This window comes from Sinomicrobium weinanense (assembly GCF_018863395.1).
Lineage (GTDB): Bacteria > Bacteroidota > Bacteroidia > Flavobacteriales > Flavobacteriaceae > Sinomicrobium > Sinomicrobium weinanense.
The window spans coordinates 1,146,872-1,165,343 of sequence record NZ_JAHKRR010000001.1; the positions used below are offsets into that span (position 1 = coordinate 1,146,872).

The 18,472-nt window shown below is 45.8% G+C and carries 14 protein-coding genes; 7 read left to right on the forward strand and 7 right to left on the reverse strand.

Annotated features, from left to right (window positions below; all coding sequences use genetic code 11):
* Positions 1 to 93: 93 nt before the first annotated feature.
* The 6 genes from KN811_RS04960 (at position 94) to KN811_RS04985 (ending at position 8,030) form a co-directional block, all read left to right on the forward strand.
* Positions 94 to 846, forward strand: coding sequence for an XRE family transcriptional regulator (locus tag KN811_RS04960; RefSeq protein ID WP_187967003.1), 753 nt, complete (start codon positions 94 to 96; stop codon positions 844 to 846).
* Between the two features lie 126 nt (positions 847 to 972).
* The gene (locus KN811_RS04965; protein WP_187967004.1) at positions 973 to 1,551 is read left to right on the forward strand and encodes a Crp/Fnr family transcriptional regulator; all 579 of its coding nucleotides are present in this window, start codon (positions 973 to 975) and stop codon (positions 1,549 to 1,551) included.
* Positions 1,552 to 1,645: 94 nt separating this feature from the next.
* Positions 1,646 to 2,497, forward strand: a complete 852-nt coding sequence (locus KN811_RS04970) for a class I SAM-dependent methyltransferase (RefSeq protein ID WP_187967005.1) — start codon at positions 1,646 to 1,648, stop codon at positions 2,495 to 2,497.
* A gap of 175 nt (positions 2,498 to 2,672) precedes the next feature.
* Entirely contained in the window at positions 2,673 to 4,895 is a 2,223-nt protein-coding gene (locus KN811_RS04975; protein WP_187967006.1) for an FUSC family protein, read from the forward strand.
* A gap of 76 nt (positions 4,896 to 4,971) precedes the next feature.
* A complete protein-coding gene (locus KN811_RS04980) occupies positions 4,972 to 5,895 on the forward strand; it encodes a DUF6929 family protein (RefSeq protein ID WP_216334688.1) in 924 nt (307 codons plus the stop codon).
* Positions 5,896 to 6,035: 140 nt separating this feature from the next.
* On the forward strand, positions 6,036 to 8,030 hold the full coding sequence (locus KN811_RS04985; protein ID WP_187967008.1) for a tetratricopeptide repeat-containing sensor histidine kinase: 1,995 nt from the start codon (positions 6,036 to 6,038) through the stop codon (positions 8,028 to 8,030).
* Between the two features lie 312 nt (positions 8,031 to 8,342).
* Here the strand turns inward: KN811_RS04985 and hisS are convergent, their stop codons facing one another.
* The 6 genes from hisS to rpsF form a co-directional block, all read right to left on the reverse strand.
* Positions 8,343 to 9,713, reverse strand: coding sequence for a histidine--tRNA ligase (hisS, locus tag KN811_RS04990; protein ID WP_187967009.1), 1,371 nt, complete (start codon positions 9,711 to 9,713; stop codon positions 8,343 to 8,345).
* A 149-nt stretch (positions 9,714 to 9,862) separates the two neighbouring features.
* The gene (locus KN811_RS04995) at positions 9,863 to 10,339 is read right to left on the reverse strand and encodes a DUF6495 family protein (RefSeq protein ID WP_187967010.1); all 477 of its coding nucleotides are present in this window, start codon (positions 10,337 to 10,339) and stop codon (positions 9,863 to 9,865) included.
* Between the two features lie 88 nt (positions 10,340 to 10,427).
* Complete coding sequence (locus tag KN811_RS05000) at positions 10,428 to 13,535, reverse strand: TonB-dependent receptor (RefSeq protein ID WP_187967011.1); 3,108 nt, start codon at positions 13,533 to 13,535, stop codon at positions 10,428 to 10,430.
* A 108-nt stretch (positions 13,536 to 13,643) separates the two neighbouring features.
* Positions 13,644 to 14,096 (reverse strand): 50S ribosomal protein L9, encoded by a 453-nt coding sequence (rplI, locus tag KN811_RS05005; RefSeq protein WP_187967012.1) that lies wholly within the window; start codon positions 14,094 to 14,096, stop codon positions 13,644 to 13,646.
* Positions 14,097 to 14,109: 13 nt separating this feature from the next.
* Complete coding sequence (gene rpsR / locus KN811_RS05010; RefSeq protein WP_187967023.1) at positions 14,110 to 14,409, reverse strand: 30S ribosomal protein S18; 300 nt, start codon at positions 14,407 to 14,409, stop codon at positions 14,110 to 14,112.
* A gap of 3 nt (positions 14,410 to 14,412) precedes the next feature.
* Complete coding sequence (gene rpsF, locus KN811_RS05015; RefSeq protein ID WP_187967013.1) at positions 14,413 to 14,751, reverse strand: 30S ribosomal protein S6; 339 nt, start codon at positions 14,749 to 14,751, stop codon at positions 14,413 to 14,415.
* 369 nt (positions 14,752 to 15,120) lie between these two features.
* Between rpsF and KN811_RS05020 the strand changes: the two genes are divergently transcribed.
* A complete protein-coding gene (locus KN811_RS05020; protein WP_187967014.1) occupies positions 15,121 to 15,810 on the forward strand; it encodes a LytR/AlgR family response regulator transcription factor in 690 nt (229 codons plus the stop codon).
* Positions 15,811 to 15,977: 167 nt separating this feature from the next.
* On the opposite strand, the gene priA is transcribed toward KN811_RS05020, so the two are convergent.
* On the reverse strand, positions 15,978 to 18,455 hold the full coding sequence (priA, locus tag KN811_RS05025) for a replication restart helicase PriA (protein ID WP_187967015.1): 2,478 nt from the start codon (positions 18,453 to 18,455) through the stop codon (positions 15,978 to 15,980).
* Between the last annotated feature and the right edge of the window lie 17 nt (positions 18,456 to 18,472).

An 18,472-nucleotide genomic window follows, 5' to 3' on the forward strand; every position in this document is an offset into this window, starting at 1 on the left:
GAATTTTTCCAAAAATATGGAATTTTTCCATACAAAAGGAAATGATCCGGTGTTTTTTTGGAATTTTTCCAAATTAAAGCCTATATTTGTCTTATGTCCAAAAACTTAAATACCGAAATACGGCACTTTAAAATGCTCCGGCAGGAACTGAACCTGACGCAACAGGCTTTTGCCGAGCGCCTGGGTATCAAAAATTCCACGGCAGATATCGAAAGGGGAAAGACCAGGATATCCGGGGAAGTGGTCGCCGCATTGCTCGAACAGTTCGGGATCAATCCGCTGTGGCTGTTCGGGAAAAGCGAACAGAAGTATCTGCGGAGTACGGAACAAAGTATACTTCCCAAAGTAGTGACCTTAAATTCGTCGGAAAACGAAAATATCGTACTGGTAAATGTCAGGGCCTCCGCCGGGTATGCACATAACCTGCAGGACCCGCAGTGGTATGATACCCTCCCCGCCTTTGACCTGCCCCTGCCCGAATACCGCAATGCCTCGCACCGGGGGTTTCAGGTAGAAGGCAACAGCATGCACCCCGTATTGCATTCCGGGGAATGGGTCATTGCACGTGCAGTAGAAAAGCTGTCGGACATTAAAGAAAACCTGATCTATGTGGTAGTACTGCCAGATACGGTGGTCGTGAAAAAAGTCGTTGTTTCCGGAGAAAAACTACAGCTTGTCTCTATCAATCGGGAATATCCTGCAATTGAAGCAAATGCCGGGGACGTACAGGAGATATGGCAGGTAATCAGTAAGATCTCCGGCCAGCTGGAAATGGCTTCGCAAAACCTAGGGACCTGGGCCGAAGAGATCAGATCGGAACTGAAAGAGATACGAAAACGGCTGTAAATCGGTGGTTCGGTATTTGGTGATCAATATTCGGTAATCAATATTCAGTGATCGGTATGGAATTATGCGGGTGGTATTTTGAAAATATCTCCTGCATTCAATAAACAGGCAATTGAATAAGAAGATATGAAAAAAGATTTTTTTCAAACGATCTATAACAGTCCTCATATCGGGAAAACAGATTACGAAGAAATCGCTAAGGCACATAGCCAAATGGATGTACGGTCAGGAAGCTTGCTTTTAGAAGAAGGTAAAATTGCCAGTGAGTTTTATATTATTGAAAAAGGGTTGTTCAGGTCATTTGTTTATGATTATGACGGTAATGAAGTGACGACTGAATTTTATGGCCCAAAAGAATTATTAATAGAGTCTTTTTCCTTATTTCACAGAAGCCCTTCGATGGAAAATTTTCAGGCGTTATCAAACGGAACAGTCTGGAAAATTGAATATCAATTATTTCAGCAATTGCTTGGTAAAATAGAAGGGTTACGGGAATGGGGAAGAACCTGGGCCACCAGTCATTTGTTTATCATAAAAAAACGCTCTATCAAAATGCTGACAATGAATGCTACCGACAGGTATTTAAATCTGTTAAATGAAAGACCTCAGATTATCCGGCAAGTTCCATTAAAGTTCATAGCATCTTATTTAGGTATTACCGATACCTCATTGAGCAGAATACGAAAAGAAATTGTAACCACATAGTATTTCTTGCCATATGGAAAGAGTATCCTGATTTTCCGACATTAATTTTGCTGCATTGATCATTTTAAAAACAGTAACTTTAATGTCATCGGATATGAAACAAAGCAAAAAAACAGCACAACCCGACAACACAGCATTGCGGACAGCTTTATGGAGAGCTTTACACGTTTTGGCAGACGACAGGCCTTATGTCATTGAAGACAAAATAGGTTATGACCTGATCAAACCCGAAGACAACTGGCAGGAACGTCCTGATATGAAATATACCAGACGGCTTCGTGCTTCTATTGTTGCCCGTGCCCGTTTTGTTGAAGACCTGGCAAAAGAACAAATCGAAAAAGGAGTAAAGCAGTATGTTTTGCTGGGGGCCGGACTTGACAGTTTTGCGCAACGAAATACAGAAATCGGTCCGCAGGTTGATATTTATGAAATTGATCAACCGGATACATTGGCCTGGAAAGAAGAAAAACTTATTCAGAACGGTTACAAAGTTCCGGGCAATCTTCATTTCGTTCCAGTTGACTTTGAAACTTCATCCTGGTGGAATGAATTGCTAAACAAAAACTTTGACATCAGCCAAAAAGCCTTTGTTTCCTGTACAGGGGTTACCCTTTATCTTACCAAAGAAGCCATTATGGACACACTTGAGAAAATGACTTTACTTGTTTCGGGTTCGGTTATTGCAATTGCATTTTATTTACCATTGGACCAGCTCGACGAAGAAGACCAACCGATGCAGGAAATCGCTAATAAAGGAGCCGAAGCATCGGGGACTCCATTTCTTAGTTTTCTATCAATCAATGAAGTAGTAAAACTTGCAGAAGATATCGGGTTGAAAGGCCTGCAAATCATATCAACAAAAGATATGACAGAAATGTATTTTAAAGACAGAAAAGATAACCTTTTACCGGCAAGCGGAGAATATTTTCTGGTTGCGAGCATATAAAAACATATCGGCAAACGAAAGGTAAAGCGCTTCTGATTCCGCACTACACTTGTACTTCATCACCATCCTTATATCATCATACCGCATACCGATCACCGAATACCCTTTTTAAATCCCCGTATTTTCTTAATAAATATTTCCGTTATCCTTACTTTTGTAGCCAGCAAACCGGAATATGAATCGCCAGCTCCAGAAATTCCTAGAAAGTACCGACTTTATCAGGGCCGTTAAAGTAGCCATCGCTGCTGCTACACCGGTTATCCTGTTTTCTTACCTGGATCTTTTCAGCATTGGTTTTACCATAGCCCTGGGAGCACTGTTTACATTTATCAGTGATATTCCGGGCAACCTGCGCCACAGGATCAACGGAATGCTGGCTTCTAACCTGATCGCTACCGGGAGCACCGTGATCGTCAGCCTGGCTACGGTAAACCACTGGATCTTTTATCCCGTACTTATCCTGCTGGTATTCTTCCTGTCCATGATCGCCGTTTACGGGCACCGGGCCACCCTGGTCTCCTTTTCCGGCCTGCTGGCTATGTCGCTTTCCTTCGCTCACAGCTACACCGGATGGGACCTTCTCGAACACGCCGGACTGATGATAGCCGGCGGATTGTTCTACCTGTGCATTTCCATGACATTTCATTACATAAGGCCTTACAGGTATGCAGAACTCCAGATGGCCGAATGTATCCTTCTCACTGCCAGGTACCTGAAACTCCGGGGCAAGTTGTGGGATGCCCATGCCAACAGGGATAAGATCACTGAAAAACTGCTCACCCTCCAGATAGAGCTCAACGATATTCACGAAAAACTCCGGGAAACCCTGATACGCAACCGGACCAAGAGCGGTTCTTCCAATCAGAACAGGAGGTTGCTCATTGCCCATATAGAACTGGAGGAGATCCTGGAACTGGCCATGGCCACTTCTTTTGATTACGAAAAACTACACCAGGCATTCGGCAAATATTCTTATGTGTTAAACGCTTATCAGCACCTGGCTTATAACCTCGCCGCTCTGCTGAACCAACTAGGGCAAAGTGTGGAAAAAGGGAAAAAATACACTTCCGAGCACCGCCCGTATAAGGAGCTGGAATCTTTCAAAAAAGCCATAGACCGCTATGAGGCAGAGGCAGGTTTGTCGTCTTCCGGTACTTCCGAGGAAGTACTGATGCTTATCAATATGTTCAACTATGTGGAAAAGCAGGTAGAAAAGATCAAGGTAGTGGAATATACTTTTACCCCTGCTGTAAAACCGAAGGAACTGAAACGCGGGGACAGGGAATTGGAAAAACTGCTTACACTACATCATTATTCGCCTATAACACTGACTCAGAACCTCAGTTTTTCCTCTACCATATTCCGGCACTCCCTCCGCCTCACCCTCACTGTGCTGGCCGGGTTCCTTATCGGCAACATACTGACTATACAGAATACCTACTGGATATTGCTCACCATCGTGGTGATCATGCGCCCGGGTTATGGACTCACCAAACAGCGCTCTTATCACCGTACTATCGGAACCCTGGCCGGAGGAGCCATTGCCTTCGGTATCATTTCCATAGTACACAACACTACCATACTCGGTATTTTGGCCATGACCTGCATGGTACTCGGATTTTCCTTTACCCAGCGGAATTACCCGATCGCAGCCACTTTTATCACCCTGTATGTGATCTTTGTCTACGGTATGCTTTCCCCGGATATACAGGATGTGATCCTGTTCCGGATCACAGATACCCTTATCGGTACGGTCCTGGCCTTCAGTGCCAATCATTTTTTATGGCCTTCGTGGGAATTTCTAAGCCTGCCTACCTTCCTGGAAGATTCCATAAAGGCTACGAGAGATTATATCCGGGAGATATCTGTCTTTTACAATAAAAAAGGAGAAGTCCCACTTTCCTATCCCCTGGCCCGGAAACATGCCTTTATTGAAACAGGCAACCTGATGGCCTCTTTTCAGCGTATGACCCAGGAACCCAAGTCCAGGCAAAAGCAATTGAGACAATTTTATACGCTTGTAGTACTCAACCACGCTTTATTGTCTTCCGCAGCCTCCCTCGGCGCCTTTATACAGTCGCGAAAAACAACAAAGGCATCGGAAGCCTTTAACGCCATTACCAATGCCATTATCAAGAACCTGGACAATGCTGCTGCCTTACTCACCGAAGGCCAGAAAATACCTGTGGACACGGAGACCAGAAAAATGCTGAACCTCCGGTTTACCGAGCTAAAAGCGATACGCGAAAAGGAAATAAGAGCTTCCAACGGTGTCCATGACGATACTTTTAAGTTAAAAATGGAAGAAAGCCAGTTGGTTATCCAACACCTGATAGGATTGACCAACCTCTCCGAAAATATCGAAAAAGCTGTAAGGGAAATACAGAAGAACCGGTAAAGGACAATTTATAACTCATTAACCCGACATGACCCCGAATAAAAAGCATTACTTTTTCATCATATTCACTGTGATCATGGCATGTAAAAACCCATCTCCCGAATTCGAACTCCTTCACCGCCAGACATTGCCGGGAATACCTTCTGCTTCGGGAATGGTCGTGACCGAAAGTGGTATATACATCACCGGGGACAATACTCCAAAATTATTTAAACTCGATCAGAACTACGAACCCATTGCAGAAATACCTGTATCCGACCCTGCACTTTCCGGGCCCGACGGTATAATTCCCAAACCGGACAAGCCTGACTTCGAAGCCCTGGAAATCATTACGTACAAAGGCAGAAAAAACCTGTTTCTTTTTGGTTCCGGCTCCAAATCCCCGCAACGGGATGTCATGGTACAGGTCGATCCCGAAACCAAACAAAAGGTACATACCTTTTCACTGGAAAAACTCTATGACCGCATCCGGAACAATCATATCCCCGAAGGCCGCGAACTCAATATCGAAGCCGCAGCAGTCAACGGAGACAGATTGTATCTCTTCCATCGGGGGAGCAACCTTATACTGGATTATTCCCTCAATGCCTTTTTCCGGTACATCGACGGAAATACAGATTATCCAGAACCCCGGGCCTTTCAGGCAGAACTCCCCCGGATAAACGGTATCGAAGCCGGATTCTCCGGAGCCACAGCCATTCCAGGCGAAAATAAAATACTCTTCACCGCATCCGTAGAAGACACTCCCAATGCCATCGACGACGGGGAAATACTGGGCAGCTTTACAGGGATTGTAAACTGCGCCGAGTTAAAAGACGGCTATCGCCCGGATACCGTGCTTCTTTCCGAAAGTACAGAAAAGGAGGAAGCCCTAAAGATAAAGGTAGAATCCGTAGCCATTCTCCGGCAGCTCTCCCCCCGGAAGATCAGGATTGCCCTGGTCACAGACAGTGACAATGGCAGGGGTTCGGAATTGCTGGATGGAATACTGAAATGGTAATGCCGTAACACGTGGATAACGGCATCCCTATCCATTTTACTTCCAGTATCATCTTCCCCTACAAGGCATATTTACTGTCAAAAAAATATTATTTTAACCGATGTATTTCCTTAACTTTATGATTTAACAAAAAATATTTTATGCATAAAATCTTTACCCTATCATTATCATTCATCTTCTTTTTTACATTTTCCACCTCCGTCCGGGCACAGTCCGTAACTGACAGCCTCAGAAATGAGCTGCAAAAAGCCACATCCGACAGTTCCAGGGCTGCCCTCAGGATGCGCATTGCCGAAAGGCTCCCTATGAGCGACAGTATTGAAGCGGAAAACCATTTCCTGGAAGCACTATCGCTTGTAGACCGGGAAAAACATATCGTACTTACTGCCAGTATCTATGCCGACATGGGCCGGTTGTACTACAACCTATACAGGTATGAGGAATCTCAGCAATACATGGACACTGCAATAAATGTCTTAAAAAAGGATACCTCCCTGATGTCCCGGAAAAAGCGCGCCCATTTTCAGATGAATATTGCGGCACTCTATGGCGTGAACGGAGATGTCAGGAAACAGCAGGAACAGTATTTCAGGCTCATCCCCGTTTTTATCAAACTTGGCGATACGGCAAACCTGGCCTTTACGTACAGGAACCTGGGAGAGATCTTTTCCAATAAGAAACAATACCCCAGGGCCCTGGAATATTACAAACAGGCGCTCCATACTTACGATGAGTCGGATAGAAATAGTTATTACGCCGGTGCAAGTCACCTCGATGTTGCCATGTGCCTGGGCGAAATGGACAGCTTACAGGGCATGGAACACTATTTACAGGAAGCCGAAGATATTTTGAGATCCAGCGGGGATACTGTAGAACATATGGCTTTTTTATATTACCTGAAAGGAGAACTGGCTTTTAAGAAGAACGACTTTCGCAAAGCGGAAGAAATGTACCGGACCGGCCTTGACATTGCCAGGGATTTTAAAAGTTTTCACTTTATGTCCACTGCCTTTATGGGCCTGGCCAATACATATCAGGAACAGGAGAAATATGAAAAGGCCCTGGCCGCTGCCAAAGAATTTTATCGCCTCGGGGGAGATCTCAGGGATGTTAGCTTTCAGTTGACCGCCCTGGAAATGCTGGGCGATCTGGAATTTAAACTCAATCATTTTCCGGAATCGTACTATAATCTCAAAGAATACATCAAGGTCTCGGACAGCCTTAACGAGGTGGAGATCACCAAAACCATGCACCAGCTGGACAAACAGTACGAAACTTCCCAAAAAGAAAAACAGATCGCAAAACTGGAGTTCGAAAAAGAAACTGCAGAGTTAAGGCTCGTAAGAAACAGGCTTGGCATATGGTTGCTTCTCATCACCGTTATAGCCCTGCTGGTCATCAGCATACTGTATTACCTGTATTATAAGAAAGGGAAAAGGCTTATTTCTCAACACAAAAGGGTACATCAACTGGAAATGGACACCATGAAACAGGAGCACAAAATATCGCTACTGTCTGCTACGATAAAAGGGGAAGAACACGAGCGCAGCAGAATAGCCCAGGATCTTCACGATGGCCTCGGCGGACTGCTTTCGGGAATAAAACTGTCCCTGTCCAATTCCCTGGGAAAAATGCAGGAAGCACCTGAAAAAGAAGCTGTTTCCGGAGCTGTAAAACACATCGATGAAGCTGTGGACGAATTGCGTTTCATTGCACAAAGCCTTATGCCCCAGGTATTGCACATCCAGGGATTGGGCGAAGCCGTAAAGCAGTTTTGCAGCAAGATCGCCCACCCCGACATTTCGGTGACCTGCCAGGTGATCAATGTGGGCAACGACATTCCCGAAGACACACAGATCACTGTATACCGTATTATCCAGGAACTTGTAAACAATGCCGTAAAACACGCCGAAGCCTCCCAGATACTGGTGCAACTGCAACAAAGCAAGGATGTACTTTTCCTTACCGTGGAAGATAACGGAAAAGGATTTGATCCGGACACAACCCTGAAATCCGGAGGGCTTGGTATGTCCAATCTAAAAGCCAGAATGGAATTGCTGGAAGGGGAAATGGATATAAGTTCTGCCCCCGGCACGGGTACATCGGTGAACCTGGAATGCCGGGTGGGGCGGTAGTCGGTGATCGGTATTCGTTCCGGGTGTTAAATATCTATATTATGTGTTTCCCTGAATACCGTTCTTTGGGGCCATCCTGCGGGTTTCATAAAAATCCCTGATTTCCGGTATTTCCGGGTAAGAGGTACCACAGTATATTTGTTAATACAATACCGGTTGTGCGGATAGAGGGGGTAATTTTATCCGCACTAAGGTATTCGTAAGTTTGGGGTGATGAAATAGCCATAGATACACAAAACGGACCCTGTTCTGGATCCGGATTGCTTCTTTGGCTATTTCGCTTTTATTATTGAGGGATCTTACCGGAGTGACCTATACGGCCAGCACCTCAGTCAGTTCTTTGAGCGACACTGCTTTTTGTTCTCCGGTCTGCATGTTTTTCAGGGTATAGTGGCCTTTGTTCATCTCATCTTCCCCAACCAGTATAGTGAACGGAATACTCCTTTTGTCGGCATACTGCATCTGTTTTTTCATCTTGGCATTGTCAGGGTACAGTTCTACCTTAATACCCGATCTTCTCAGTGACTGTATTGCTTTTATGCTGTACAGGGCTTCTGCTTCTCCGAAATTGATAAACAATGCCCTGGAGGAAGAGGTCACGGTTTCGGGAAATAACCCGAGTTCTTCAAGGACGAGATAGATGCGGTCCAGCCCGAAGGAGATACCCACACCGCTGATGCCTTTAAGGCCGAATATTCCGGTGAGGTCGTCATACCGGCCGCCTCCGCCTATGGAACCCATGGCCACACCAGAGGCTGCCACTTCAAAAATGGCGCCGGTATAGTAGTTGAGCCCGCGTGCCAGGGTAACATCCAGGTCGAGAGTAGCGGCCTCCAATCCGGTCGCTTCGATCGTATTGCAGATAAAACGCAGTTCTTCCACTCCTTTTGTCCCTTCTTCCGAGCTGCCTAGCAATTCGGATAAACGGTCCAGTTTTTCAACGGCTGTCCCGGTAAAGCGGAACAAAGGCTGTACTTTTTCTATGGCAGCTTCGGAGATCCCCTTTTCCAGCATTTCCTTCTTCACTCCCTCTTCTCCTATTTTATCGAGCTTGTCCAGGGCTACGGTAAAGTCGATCAGTTTGTCTTTTTCGCCTATCACTTCGGCAATACCCGAAAGTACTTTCCGGTTGTTGATCTTGATCGTTACCCCCTTGAGCCCCAGGGCAGAAAAAACCGTATCGTAGAGCTGAACAAACTCCACTTCCTGCCAGAGCGACTGTGACCCTACAACATCGGCATCGCACTGGTAGAACTCCCTGAAACGCCCCTTCTGGGGCCTGTCGGCACGCCATACGGGTTGTATCTGATACCGTTTGAACGGGAGGTCTATTTCGTTCTGGTGCTGCACCACATAACGGGCAAAAGGAACGGTAAGATCGTACCGGAGTGCTTTTTCCGATATTTTCCCGGTCAGCCTGGTGCTGTCCTTACTTGTATACAGGGCGTCATCTACCTTACGCAGAAAATCGCCGGAATTGAGTATTTTAAAAATAAGCCGGTCCCCTTCATCCCCGTATTTTCCCATCAGGGTCGATGAGTTTTCAAAGCTGGGGGTCTCGATAGGCTGAAAACCGAACAATTCAAAATGCTTTCGTATGACCGAAATGATATAATTTCGCTTGGCTACTTCTGCGGGAGAAAAATCCCGGGTTCCTTTAGGTATACCTGGTTTTTGTGCCATGTTGATGGGTTCAATGTTTAAAGTTCAACCCTTCGACTACGCTCAGGGTGACAGGTTCAAGGTTCAAAGTTTGGTCCTTGAGCGGTGGTCCCTGAGCGAAGCCGAAGGGAGCCGAAGGGCAAATATCTTAATTTTTGACATAACCGCCATTATTCTTCGTTCATTATCTCATAGAACCAGCGATACAGTTCGCCTTTGGTAATTACGGCACCCTTTTCGATCAGTTCAAACCTGTCCCGGTTCCGGTCTTCGGAATACGCTTTGGTGGCTGTCATGATCTCTACCATATCGGTCATAAAGTGTTTTTTGAACCAGCCGAAGCCTTCCTTTGTCGTCAGGTCAATATCCGGGTTCTGTACTCTTATGGCGATGAGCTTCATCTCCTTGTCCGCAAGGTAAAAGAGGTGCATTTGCCGGGCCGATATGTTTTCCAGGTATTCTACCTTGTTGAGCACGCCTTCCCAGATCAGGTCGCTGAACACATCGAGTTCCTCCTCAGCGGCTTCGGGTTTTTCCTGCTTTATCTCTTTCCATTCGTCGGCAGTGATGGATTGTGTGGCCAGGAAATTGATAAATTCCTGGTGCAGTTCTTCCATCTGCTCTTTTGTAAGTCGCCTGTATTTCATGTTTATCCTGTTATCCTATCTATATAAAAAAACCGTTTTCATCCCTGAAGAACAAAAACGGTGCAAATTTCTTATTTTTCTTTCAGAATTAAAAGCTATAACGCAAACCAAATTGTATCTGCCACCTGGAATCCAGGTTGCTGTTGTAGACAAATGTCCTGGTTTGATCCGGATTAAAGGTATATACAGGGGTGTTATTTTCTACCCTAACTCCGATAGGTTGTGTATTAGTGATCTCCTGTACCAGTCCCCAATCAGAATTGATGAGGTTGCCAAGGTTAAGGATATCCACACTGAACTGAATGGTATTGACCTTGTCTTCAGAGACCTGAATATTGTAATCCTGTAAAAATTTAAAGTCCCATCTTCCCCTCCACGGCGCTATGGCCCCGTATCTTTCGGCATACTGCCCCCTGCGGTCGCTGAGATAATCGTCTTGTTGAATATAATTTTCCAGGGCTTCTGCCTGGCCCTGACCGGTGAACTGCATTTCGTTGACCTCGGCAGCGGTGGGAATATAGATAAGATCGTTCATCACCGAACCGTCGTTATTAATATCCCCTCCATAAGTATAACTGAAACGTCCGCCCTGAGCATATTCGAAAAAAGTGGATATGGTTGTAGCCCATTTGTCGTTACCGTATTTCCATTGCTTGGATGCTATTCCAACAATACGGTGTTTGTCCCCGTACTTGGAATGTGCCAGCACATCGTTGTTTACGTTGTTCAAAGCGGGGTTGAACGTAAAAGCATCGCCGGTGATCTCGGCTTCAATGGAATTTACGTCCCTGGAATCGAGATAATTGTAAGCCAGGCTGGTGTAAAGGCCGTTATCAAAGTGCTTCTGCAGGCGAAGGGAAGCATTGAACACCCTGCCCTTGTTTGAATTGGTCAGCACATAGCCGGGGTACTCCCCTTTATCTTCAGGGCCATAGACCATCCTGGAATCTACACCGTTTAGTGTAACGGTAGGGGTTTTTAATCCCCAGTTCTGTACATGTACGGCATTGATATCCCTGGTATAGGCCAGGTCGGCCGTTGCGATCAAACCGTTCTCAAACCTGTAATCGATGCCCAGGCTGCTTCTCCATACCTGGGGGAATTTAAAGTCGGGGTCGACGATCTGATAAAAGAACTGGTCTATTCCGCTCACCTGGTTGCCTATCCATACAAAAGGTAACCGCCCGGTAAAAACACCCGTACCTCCACGCAATTGCAGGGATTTATCGCTGTTTATATCCCAATTAAACCCGAGGCGGGGCGACCACAACAGGTTATCATTCGGCATTTTGGTGGAATCAAAGAATACCTCTTCTCCCGTATCGGGATCAAAATAGGCCGTGGACGGGTTGTAGAACTGGCCGTTGTCGGTATCTATGTATTTCTGCACCAGGTCGGAGGTATTAAAGTACAGGGGCTTATCGATACGGACGCCGTAAGTGAGCTTAAAGTTTTCTGTAATATTCCATTCGTCCTGCAGGTAAAAGGCCAGTTGCCCCACATTGACCTCAGAAAGGTTCCATCCACCGTCATTGCCATCGCCCGCAGCGTTTTTTGCTTCGAAGGTGGCCATGGCGTTGTCAAATGCTTCCTGGTAATTGGCTGCACTAAAATCATTGATATCCACACTTGCGAATATATCAAAACCATACCCGGTGAGGTTAAAGGAATTCTTGAACATGAACTTTTCAAAAGAAACTCCAAAGGTATAAGTGTGGTCTCCCCGGAAATAATTGAGGTTATTGGTCACCTGGAAAACCTTTTGATCCAACCTGTTATTTATGGAAAAGGGCTCATGCCCGGCAATGATATAAGGAGAACCGTCCTTGGTGATATTGATCACCGGAGCGGGAGTGGAAAAAGGGTCCCGGAAATCGTTGAAATGGGTATATCCCACCTGCAACTTATTCGTTATATGATCTGTGAAGTTAGAGTTCAGCTCTATCAAAAAGGACTGGATCTCATTGTTTATACGATACCCGGAATTCCTGAACTGAAGCGTAGTGGCATCCGGTCCCCTTCTGCTTATGGCAGTGGGATGTGCCGGCTTTTCCTTGGAAGCGTCGAGAAAGTTATAGATAAAAGCCAGGCGATTCTTGTCATTGATGTTCCAATCGAGCTTAAAAATTCCCTTTACAGACTCTGTCTCGTGGATATATCCTTCATAAGACCCGGTTTCGTAGCCCAGGGCTGCCAAATCATTGGAAACAGCCATAAGATCGCTTTCAAGTACGCGCGATTCATTAATGGTGCCCGTACCCCTGTTAGCTATCCAGGAAGACCCCAGGTCTTCCCGTTGGTCACGTTCGAAATTAGCAAAAAAGAAAAGTTTGTTCTTTACTATCGGGCCTCCTATACTCGCTCCGTATTGCGCCTGGGTGAGTTTGGGGACAAAGATTTTTTCGCCTTTCACTTTACTGCCCGTAAGGTCCTGGTTCCGGTAAAAGCCGTAGACCGTACCGTGAAATTCATTGGTTCCGCTCTTGGTCACGGCATTGACCGATGCCCCTGTAAAACCAGATTGTGTTACATCATAGGGTGCAGTGGCCACCTGTATCTGGTCGATAGCATCCAGTGAGATAGGTTGCGCCTCGGTTTGTCCGCCCGGGGTGGCAGCATCCAATCCGTAGGGGTTATTAAAAATAGAACCATCCAGGGAAAAATTATTATACTGGTCGTTCCTCCCTCCGAACGATCCTCCGCTGGCCGATGGTTCCATCCTGGTAAAATCCTGTGCAGAACGCGTAATGGTAGGCAGGGTGGTCAGTTCCCTTCTTCCCACATTGGTCTCTGCCCCTGTCCGGCCACTGCCAAAGACTCCCGTCCTGCTCCCGGTAATCACCACCTCTTCGAGTTGCTGGCTGTCTTCTATCAGAGCCACATCTGCGGTTAGGGTCTTTCCGAGTTCCAGGAAAACATCGGTATATTCCCGGGTTTGAAAGCCAATATAAGATATGGTTACTGTATACGGCCCTCCTACTCTCAGGTTGAGTAAATTGAACCTGCCATCGAAATTCGTAGCAACGCCATAGGTAGTTCCCGTCGGTGTATGAACGGCAACCACATTGGCACCGGCAAGTGGTTCATTATCAGTATCGGTAATAAGGCCTTTCATATTGGCCGTAGTTACCTGTGCCCGGATAGCCCCCGCAAAGACAAACAGCAAAAGCGCTAATAAAATCTTTGTTTTTTTCATAAAGTGTTGAGTTAGTTGTATATTAAAACTGATTTTAACATACAATATACAACAAAAAAAAGCCGCTTTATAAGCGGCTTTTAAGATTTTATTAACGCTGTCGGTTAACTATTTGGCTTCCGCAGCAACCTCGAAAGGCAGGTCTACGATAACCTCCCTGTGCAGTCGGATAACGGCATTGTATTTTCCGGTTCGCTTAACGCTTCCACCGTTGATAGTAATATATTTCTTTTCAATGCCATGGCCTTCTTTTTCGAGGGCTTCTGCAAGGTTTATAGTGGTCACGGAACCAAAGAGTTTGTCTCCGCTTCCTGCCTTGGCAGTGATCTTGATCTCTAGTTTATTCAGGGCTTCGGCAGTTTTCCTGGCATCGTCGATGACCTTCTGCTCTTTGAATGCCCTTTGTCTCAGGGTCTCTGCCAGTACTTTCTTGGCAGAAGGTGTAGCCAGTATGGCAAACCCCTGCGGAATAAGATAATTACGACCATAACCGTTCTTTACGGTTACCAAATCGTCTTTAAATCCTAAATTATCTACGTCTTTCTTTAATATTAATTCCATAGTCTGCCCTTTTTTATTTTAACAAATCAGCTACATAAGGCATTAAAGCCAGGTGCCGTGCTCTTTTGATAGCCACAGACACTTTTCTCTGGTACTTCAACGACGTTCCGGTAAGTCTCCTGGGTAAGATCTTGCCTTGTTCATTTACAAATTTGAGCAGGAAATCCGGGTCTTTATAGTCGATATATTTGATTCCGGATTTTTTAAAACGGCAGTATTTTTTAGCCTTGCTCGTTTCTATGTTCAGCGGGGTCAGGTATCTGATTTCCCCGTCTTTTTTTCCTTTGGCTTGTTGTTCGATAGATGACATAATTCCTTACGCTTTTTGGTTCAACTTGTTCCTACGTTTCTCTGCCCAAGCAATAGCGTGCTTGTCAAGACTTACGGTTAAATAACGCATAACCCTTTCGTCCCTTCTGAATTCTGTTTCGTAAGCAGCGAGAACCTCTCCGGCCACTTTGAATTCAAACAGGTGATAAAAGCCGCTCTTTTTGTGCTGAATGGGATAAGCCAGCTTTTTAAGCCCCCAATCCTCTTTGGATACAAATTCCGCTCCCCTGGAAGTTAAGAAATCTTCGAACTTCTTAACTGTTTCCTTTACCTGGGTATCAGATAAAACGGGATTAAGAATGAAAACAGTTTCGTAATGATTCATTTGTTAATATTTAATTTGTTTTTAATAGGTTAAATGGAATGCCTTTTGATCATTTCTGTCGATATCCGAAAACTTCAGATACGGGCATTTCATAATTAACATTTTTATTTTGAGGCGCAAAAATACTGCTTTTATGTTTTAACAACAAAAAATATGCATCAATATTTGATCCTATTATTTATTTTATTCCTTTTTTCTACCACAAAATTGGTGGATGGGAAAAATTTCAGTAAAATTGTTTATTATTTTTGTCTTATCCCAACTACCCCCGGGATAAAACCATAAACGCAGGGCCCCCCAACCAAGTGCCCATAGACGATTTTTTCGCATATAACAGGAATGAACTTAACCAAAAGGCAATAGCTAGCAATGAAGATGAATTGCATAATTGTAGATGATTCCAACATTCAGCGAATGGCGGTGGCGAAACTTATTAAGAATAACAACTCTCTTCAACTCATCGCTGAATACGGAAATGCCATTGAAGCTAAAAACGGATTAAAGCTGAAAAAGGTAGACCTTATTTTTCTCGATATAGAAATGCCTATCATCACCGGATTTGACCTCCTGGAATCTTTGCAGGATCCTCCGCAAGTGATCCTCATCACCGGGAAAGCGGAATACGCACTGAGGGCCTTTGACTACGATGTCACCGACTACCTGCACAAGCCCATATCCATGGAACGCTTTGACATGGCCGTTAAACGGGCACTGGAAAAACACAAGCTCAAAACAGCGGCCAAGGAGGACGACGATCATATTTTTGTGAAGAGCAACCTGAAAAAACACAAGGTTTTCCTCAATGAGATCAAATGGATAGAGGCTTTGGGCGATTATGTAAAACTGGTTACCGAAGAAGAGAGCATCATTGTGCTTTCGACCATGAAATCCTTTGAGAACGAACTCCCGTCAGAACGTTTTATGCGGATACACAAATCCTTTATTATCAACCTGGACAGGGTAGACCGCTATAACAGCCGTATTGTAGAAGTAAGCGGCACCAAACTACCCTTAAGCCGTAACCGCAAGGCCCAACTGGCAGAAATACTCGGGAAATGATACGGGTGTTCGGGTATGCGGATGTGAGGATATATGAGCTGGAAATTTATAGCACTTTGAACCTTCCCTTCGATTTTAGTTTATCCTGAGTACTTCGATAAACTCAGTATAGTATTTAACCGAAGGGCTCAGGGGCCAAAACTTTAAACCTTGAACCATTCAATACACTAATACGTATCTACATCAAAAGCCACCCGGACACTCCTGTAAGTTGCTATGGCTCCGAAACTTTTGTGAATACGCAATATCCCCTCTTTTACGGCCCTGAGGTTTTGTCCCTGCGGGATCTTTATCAGTATATCCTTGATATAATGGTTCCTTATCCTCCCTACCGACGGTGATTCCGGCCCCAGTATATATTCTTTTTTCCATCCGGCGGCACCGAAATAGTTTTGCAGGGCTCCTGCATACCATACAGATCCTTCCTGCACCGTATTGTAATTTTTGTGCCTGAGGGAGATCTTTATAAGCCGGTAAAACGGCGGATAGCAAAACTGTTTCCTGTCATTGAGCTGATCGGTGAACATGTCGCCGTATTTATTCATGGAGGCCTGCTGCAATATCTGGTGGTAGGGGTTGTAGGTCTGTATGATAACCCTGCCCCGTTTTTCGGTCCTTCCCGCACGGCCCGCCACCTGTAATATCAGCTGAAAACTGCGTTCGAAAGCCCGGAAATCGGGATAATTGAGCAGGCTGTCCGCATTCATGATCCCCACCAGGCTCACATTCCGGAAGTCCAGTCCCTTGGTAAGCATCTGTGTTCCTACGAGAATATCGATCTCCTGTTGTTCAAATGCGGTGATGATCTTTTCATAACCGTATTTGCCGCGGGTGGTGTCAGAATCCATCCTTCCGGTCCTGGCATCGGGAAACAGTGATCTCAGTTCTTCCTCTACCTGTTCGGTGCCGAAGCCTTTGGTCTCCAGCTCGCTACTTCCGCAGGCCATGCAGCTCAGCGGCAGTGCTATATGATACCCGCAATAGTGACAGCGCAGCTGCTTCCTGGTCTGGTGATAGGTGAGGCTGACATCACAACTGGGACACTGCGGACTGTGCCCGCAGGTATTGCATTCCATAACAGGAGCATATCCCCGCCTGTTCTGGAAAAGGATAACCTGTTCGTCTTCAGCCAGGGAATCCCTGATCTCTTCCATCAAGCGATCGGAAAAATGGCCTTTCATTCTTTTCTTTTTCCGCTTGTCTTTGATGTCCACCAGCTCCATTTCCGGCAACAGTACATTGCCATACCTCCGTGTCAACCCTACCAGCCCGTATTTCCCTGTTTTGGCGTTGTAACTGCTTTCCACGCTCGGTGTGGCAGAGCCGAGCAGCACCCTGGCCCCGTACATGTGTGCCAATACTACGGCAACATCGCGGGCGTGGTACCTCGGAGCGGGATCGAATTGCTTGAAAGAGGCCTCGTGTTCCTCGTCCACAATAACCAGTCCCAGGTCAGAAAACGGCAGGAACACCGACGATCTGGCACCGAGTACGATCCTGGTCTTAGGGGAATTCCTTAATAAGTTGTTCCATACCTCTACCCTTTCGTTATTGGAATATTTGGAATGATACACACTTACCTGTTCGCCAAAATAATTTTGCAGACGATGAATGAGTTGCGAAGTAAGGGCGATCTCGGGCAACAGGTAAAGCACTTGTTTTCCACGTGCGAGCACCTCTTCAATGAGCTTTACGTAGATCTCCGTCTTTCCGGACGACGTAATACCGTATAGCAGGGTAACGTCCCCGCTTTCAAAATGTTCTTTGATCTCAGACAGTGCTTTGGCCTGGAACTCATTGAGTTCCCTGGTTTCATTCACAGGGTTCCCCGAATATTCTACCCGGTCGGTCCGTATATGGTAATCTTCTAGTATTTTCTTGTCCAGCAAGGTCTTGATCACAGCGGCAGACGCGCCGGTCTTCTCCTGAAGTTCCTTTAGTTTTACCGGTTTTTTGGTGCTTGCAGAAATGGAAAACAGGCCCATCAGTACTTCCTTCTGTTTCTGTGCCCTGCCCAGGGTATCCAGCAATTCCCGCAAGGCTTCTTCGGAGTCGTAAGCCGGGGCTACACGTACAAACCGTACCAGTTTGGGGCGATACTGTTCGTGTATCTCCTCCTTGACGCGGATAACGTCTTTTTCCAGCAGGCGCTTTAATACGGGAAGCACGTTCTTTTTGTCTAGGATTGCCGAGATCTCGGTGACTTTCAGTATGGGCTGGTGTTGTAGTGCTTCATAGATGAGCCATTCGTCGTCTTTCAGTGTGGTTTCGGAGGCGGAGAACTCTTCGTTCCTCAACACGATGGTCTCGCTTTCTATGAGCAATGCCCCCGGAACAGCAGCCCGGAATACTTCGCCCGGAGCACACATATAATAGGAAGCGATCCAGAACCAGAGTTGTAATTGCTTTTCCGTTACTATCGGGGCTTCATCAAGGATCTGGTGTATCTCCTTGGCTTCGTAGATCTCCGGCGCATTTTGGTGTAACTTACAGGCAAGTGCGGTATATATCCTTGATTTGCCGAACGGCACCGCTATCCGCATTCCCGGGCGTATAAAACCATATTCCCTTTCGGATATGCGATACGTAAATTGTTTTTCTATGGGTATGGGCAGAATAACGTCTACAAAATACTCTTGTTGCATGGAACAAATATAAGGAA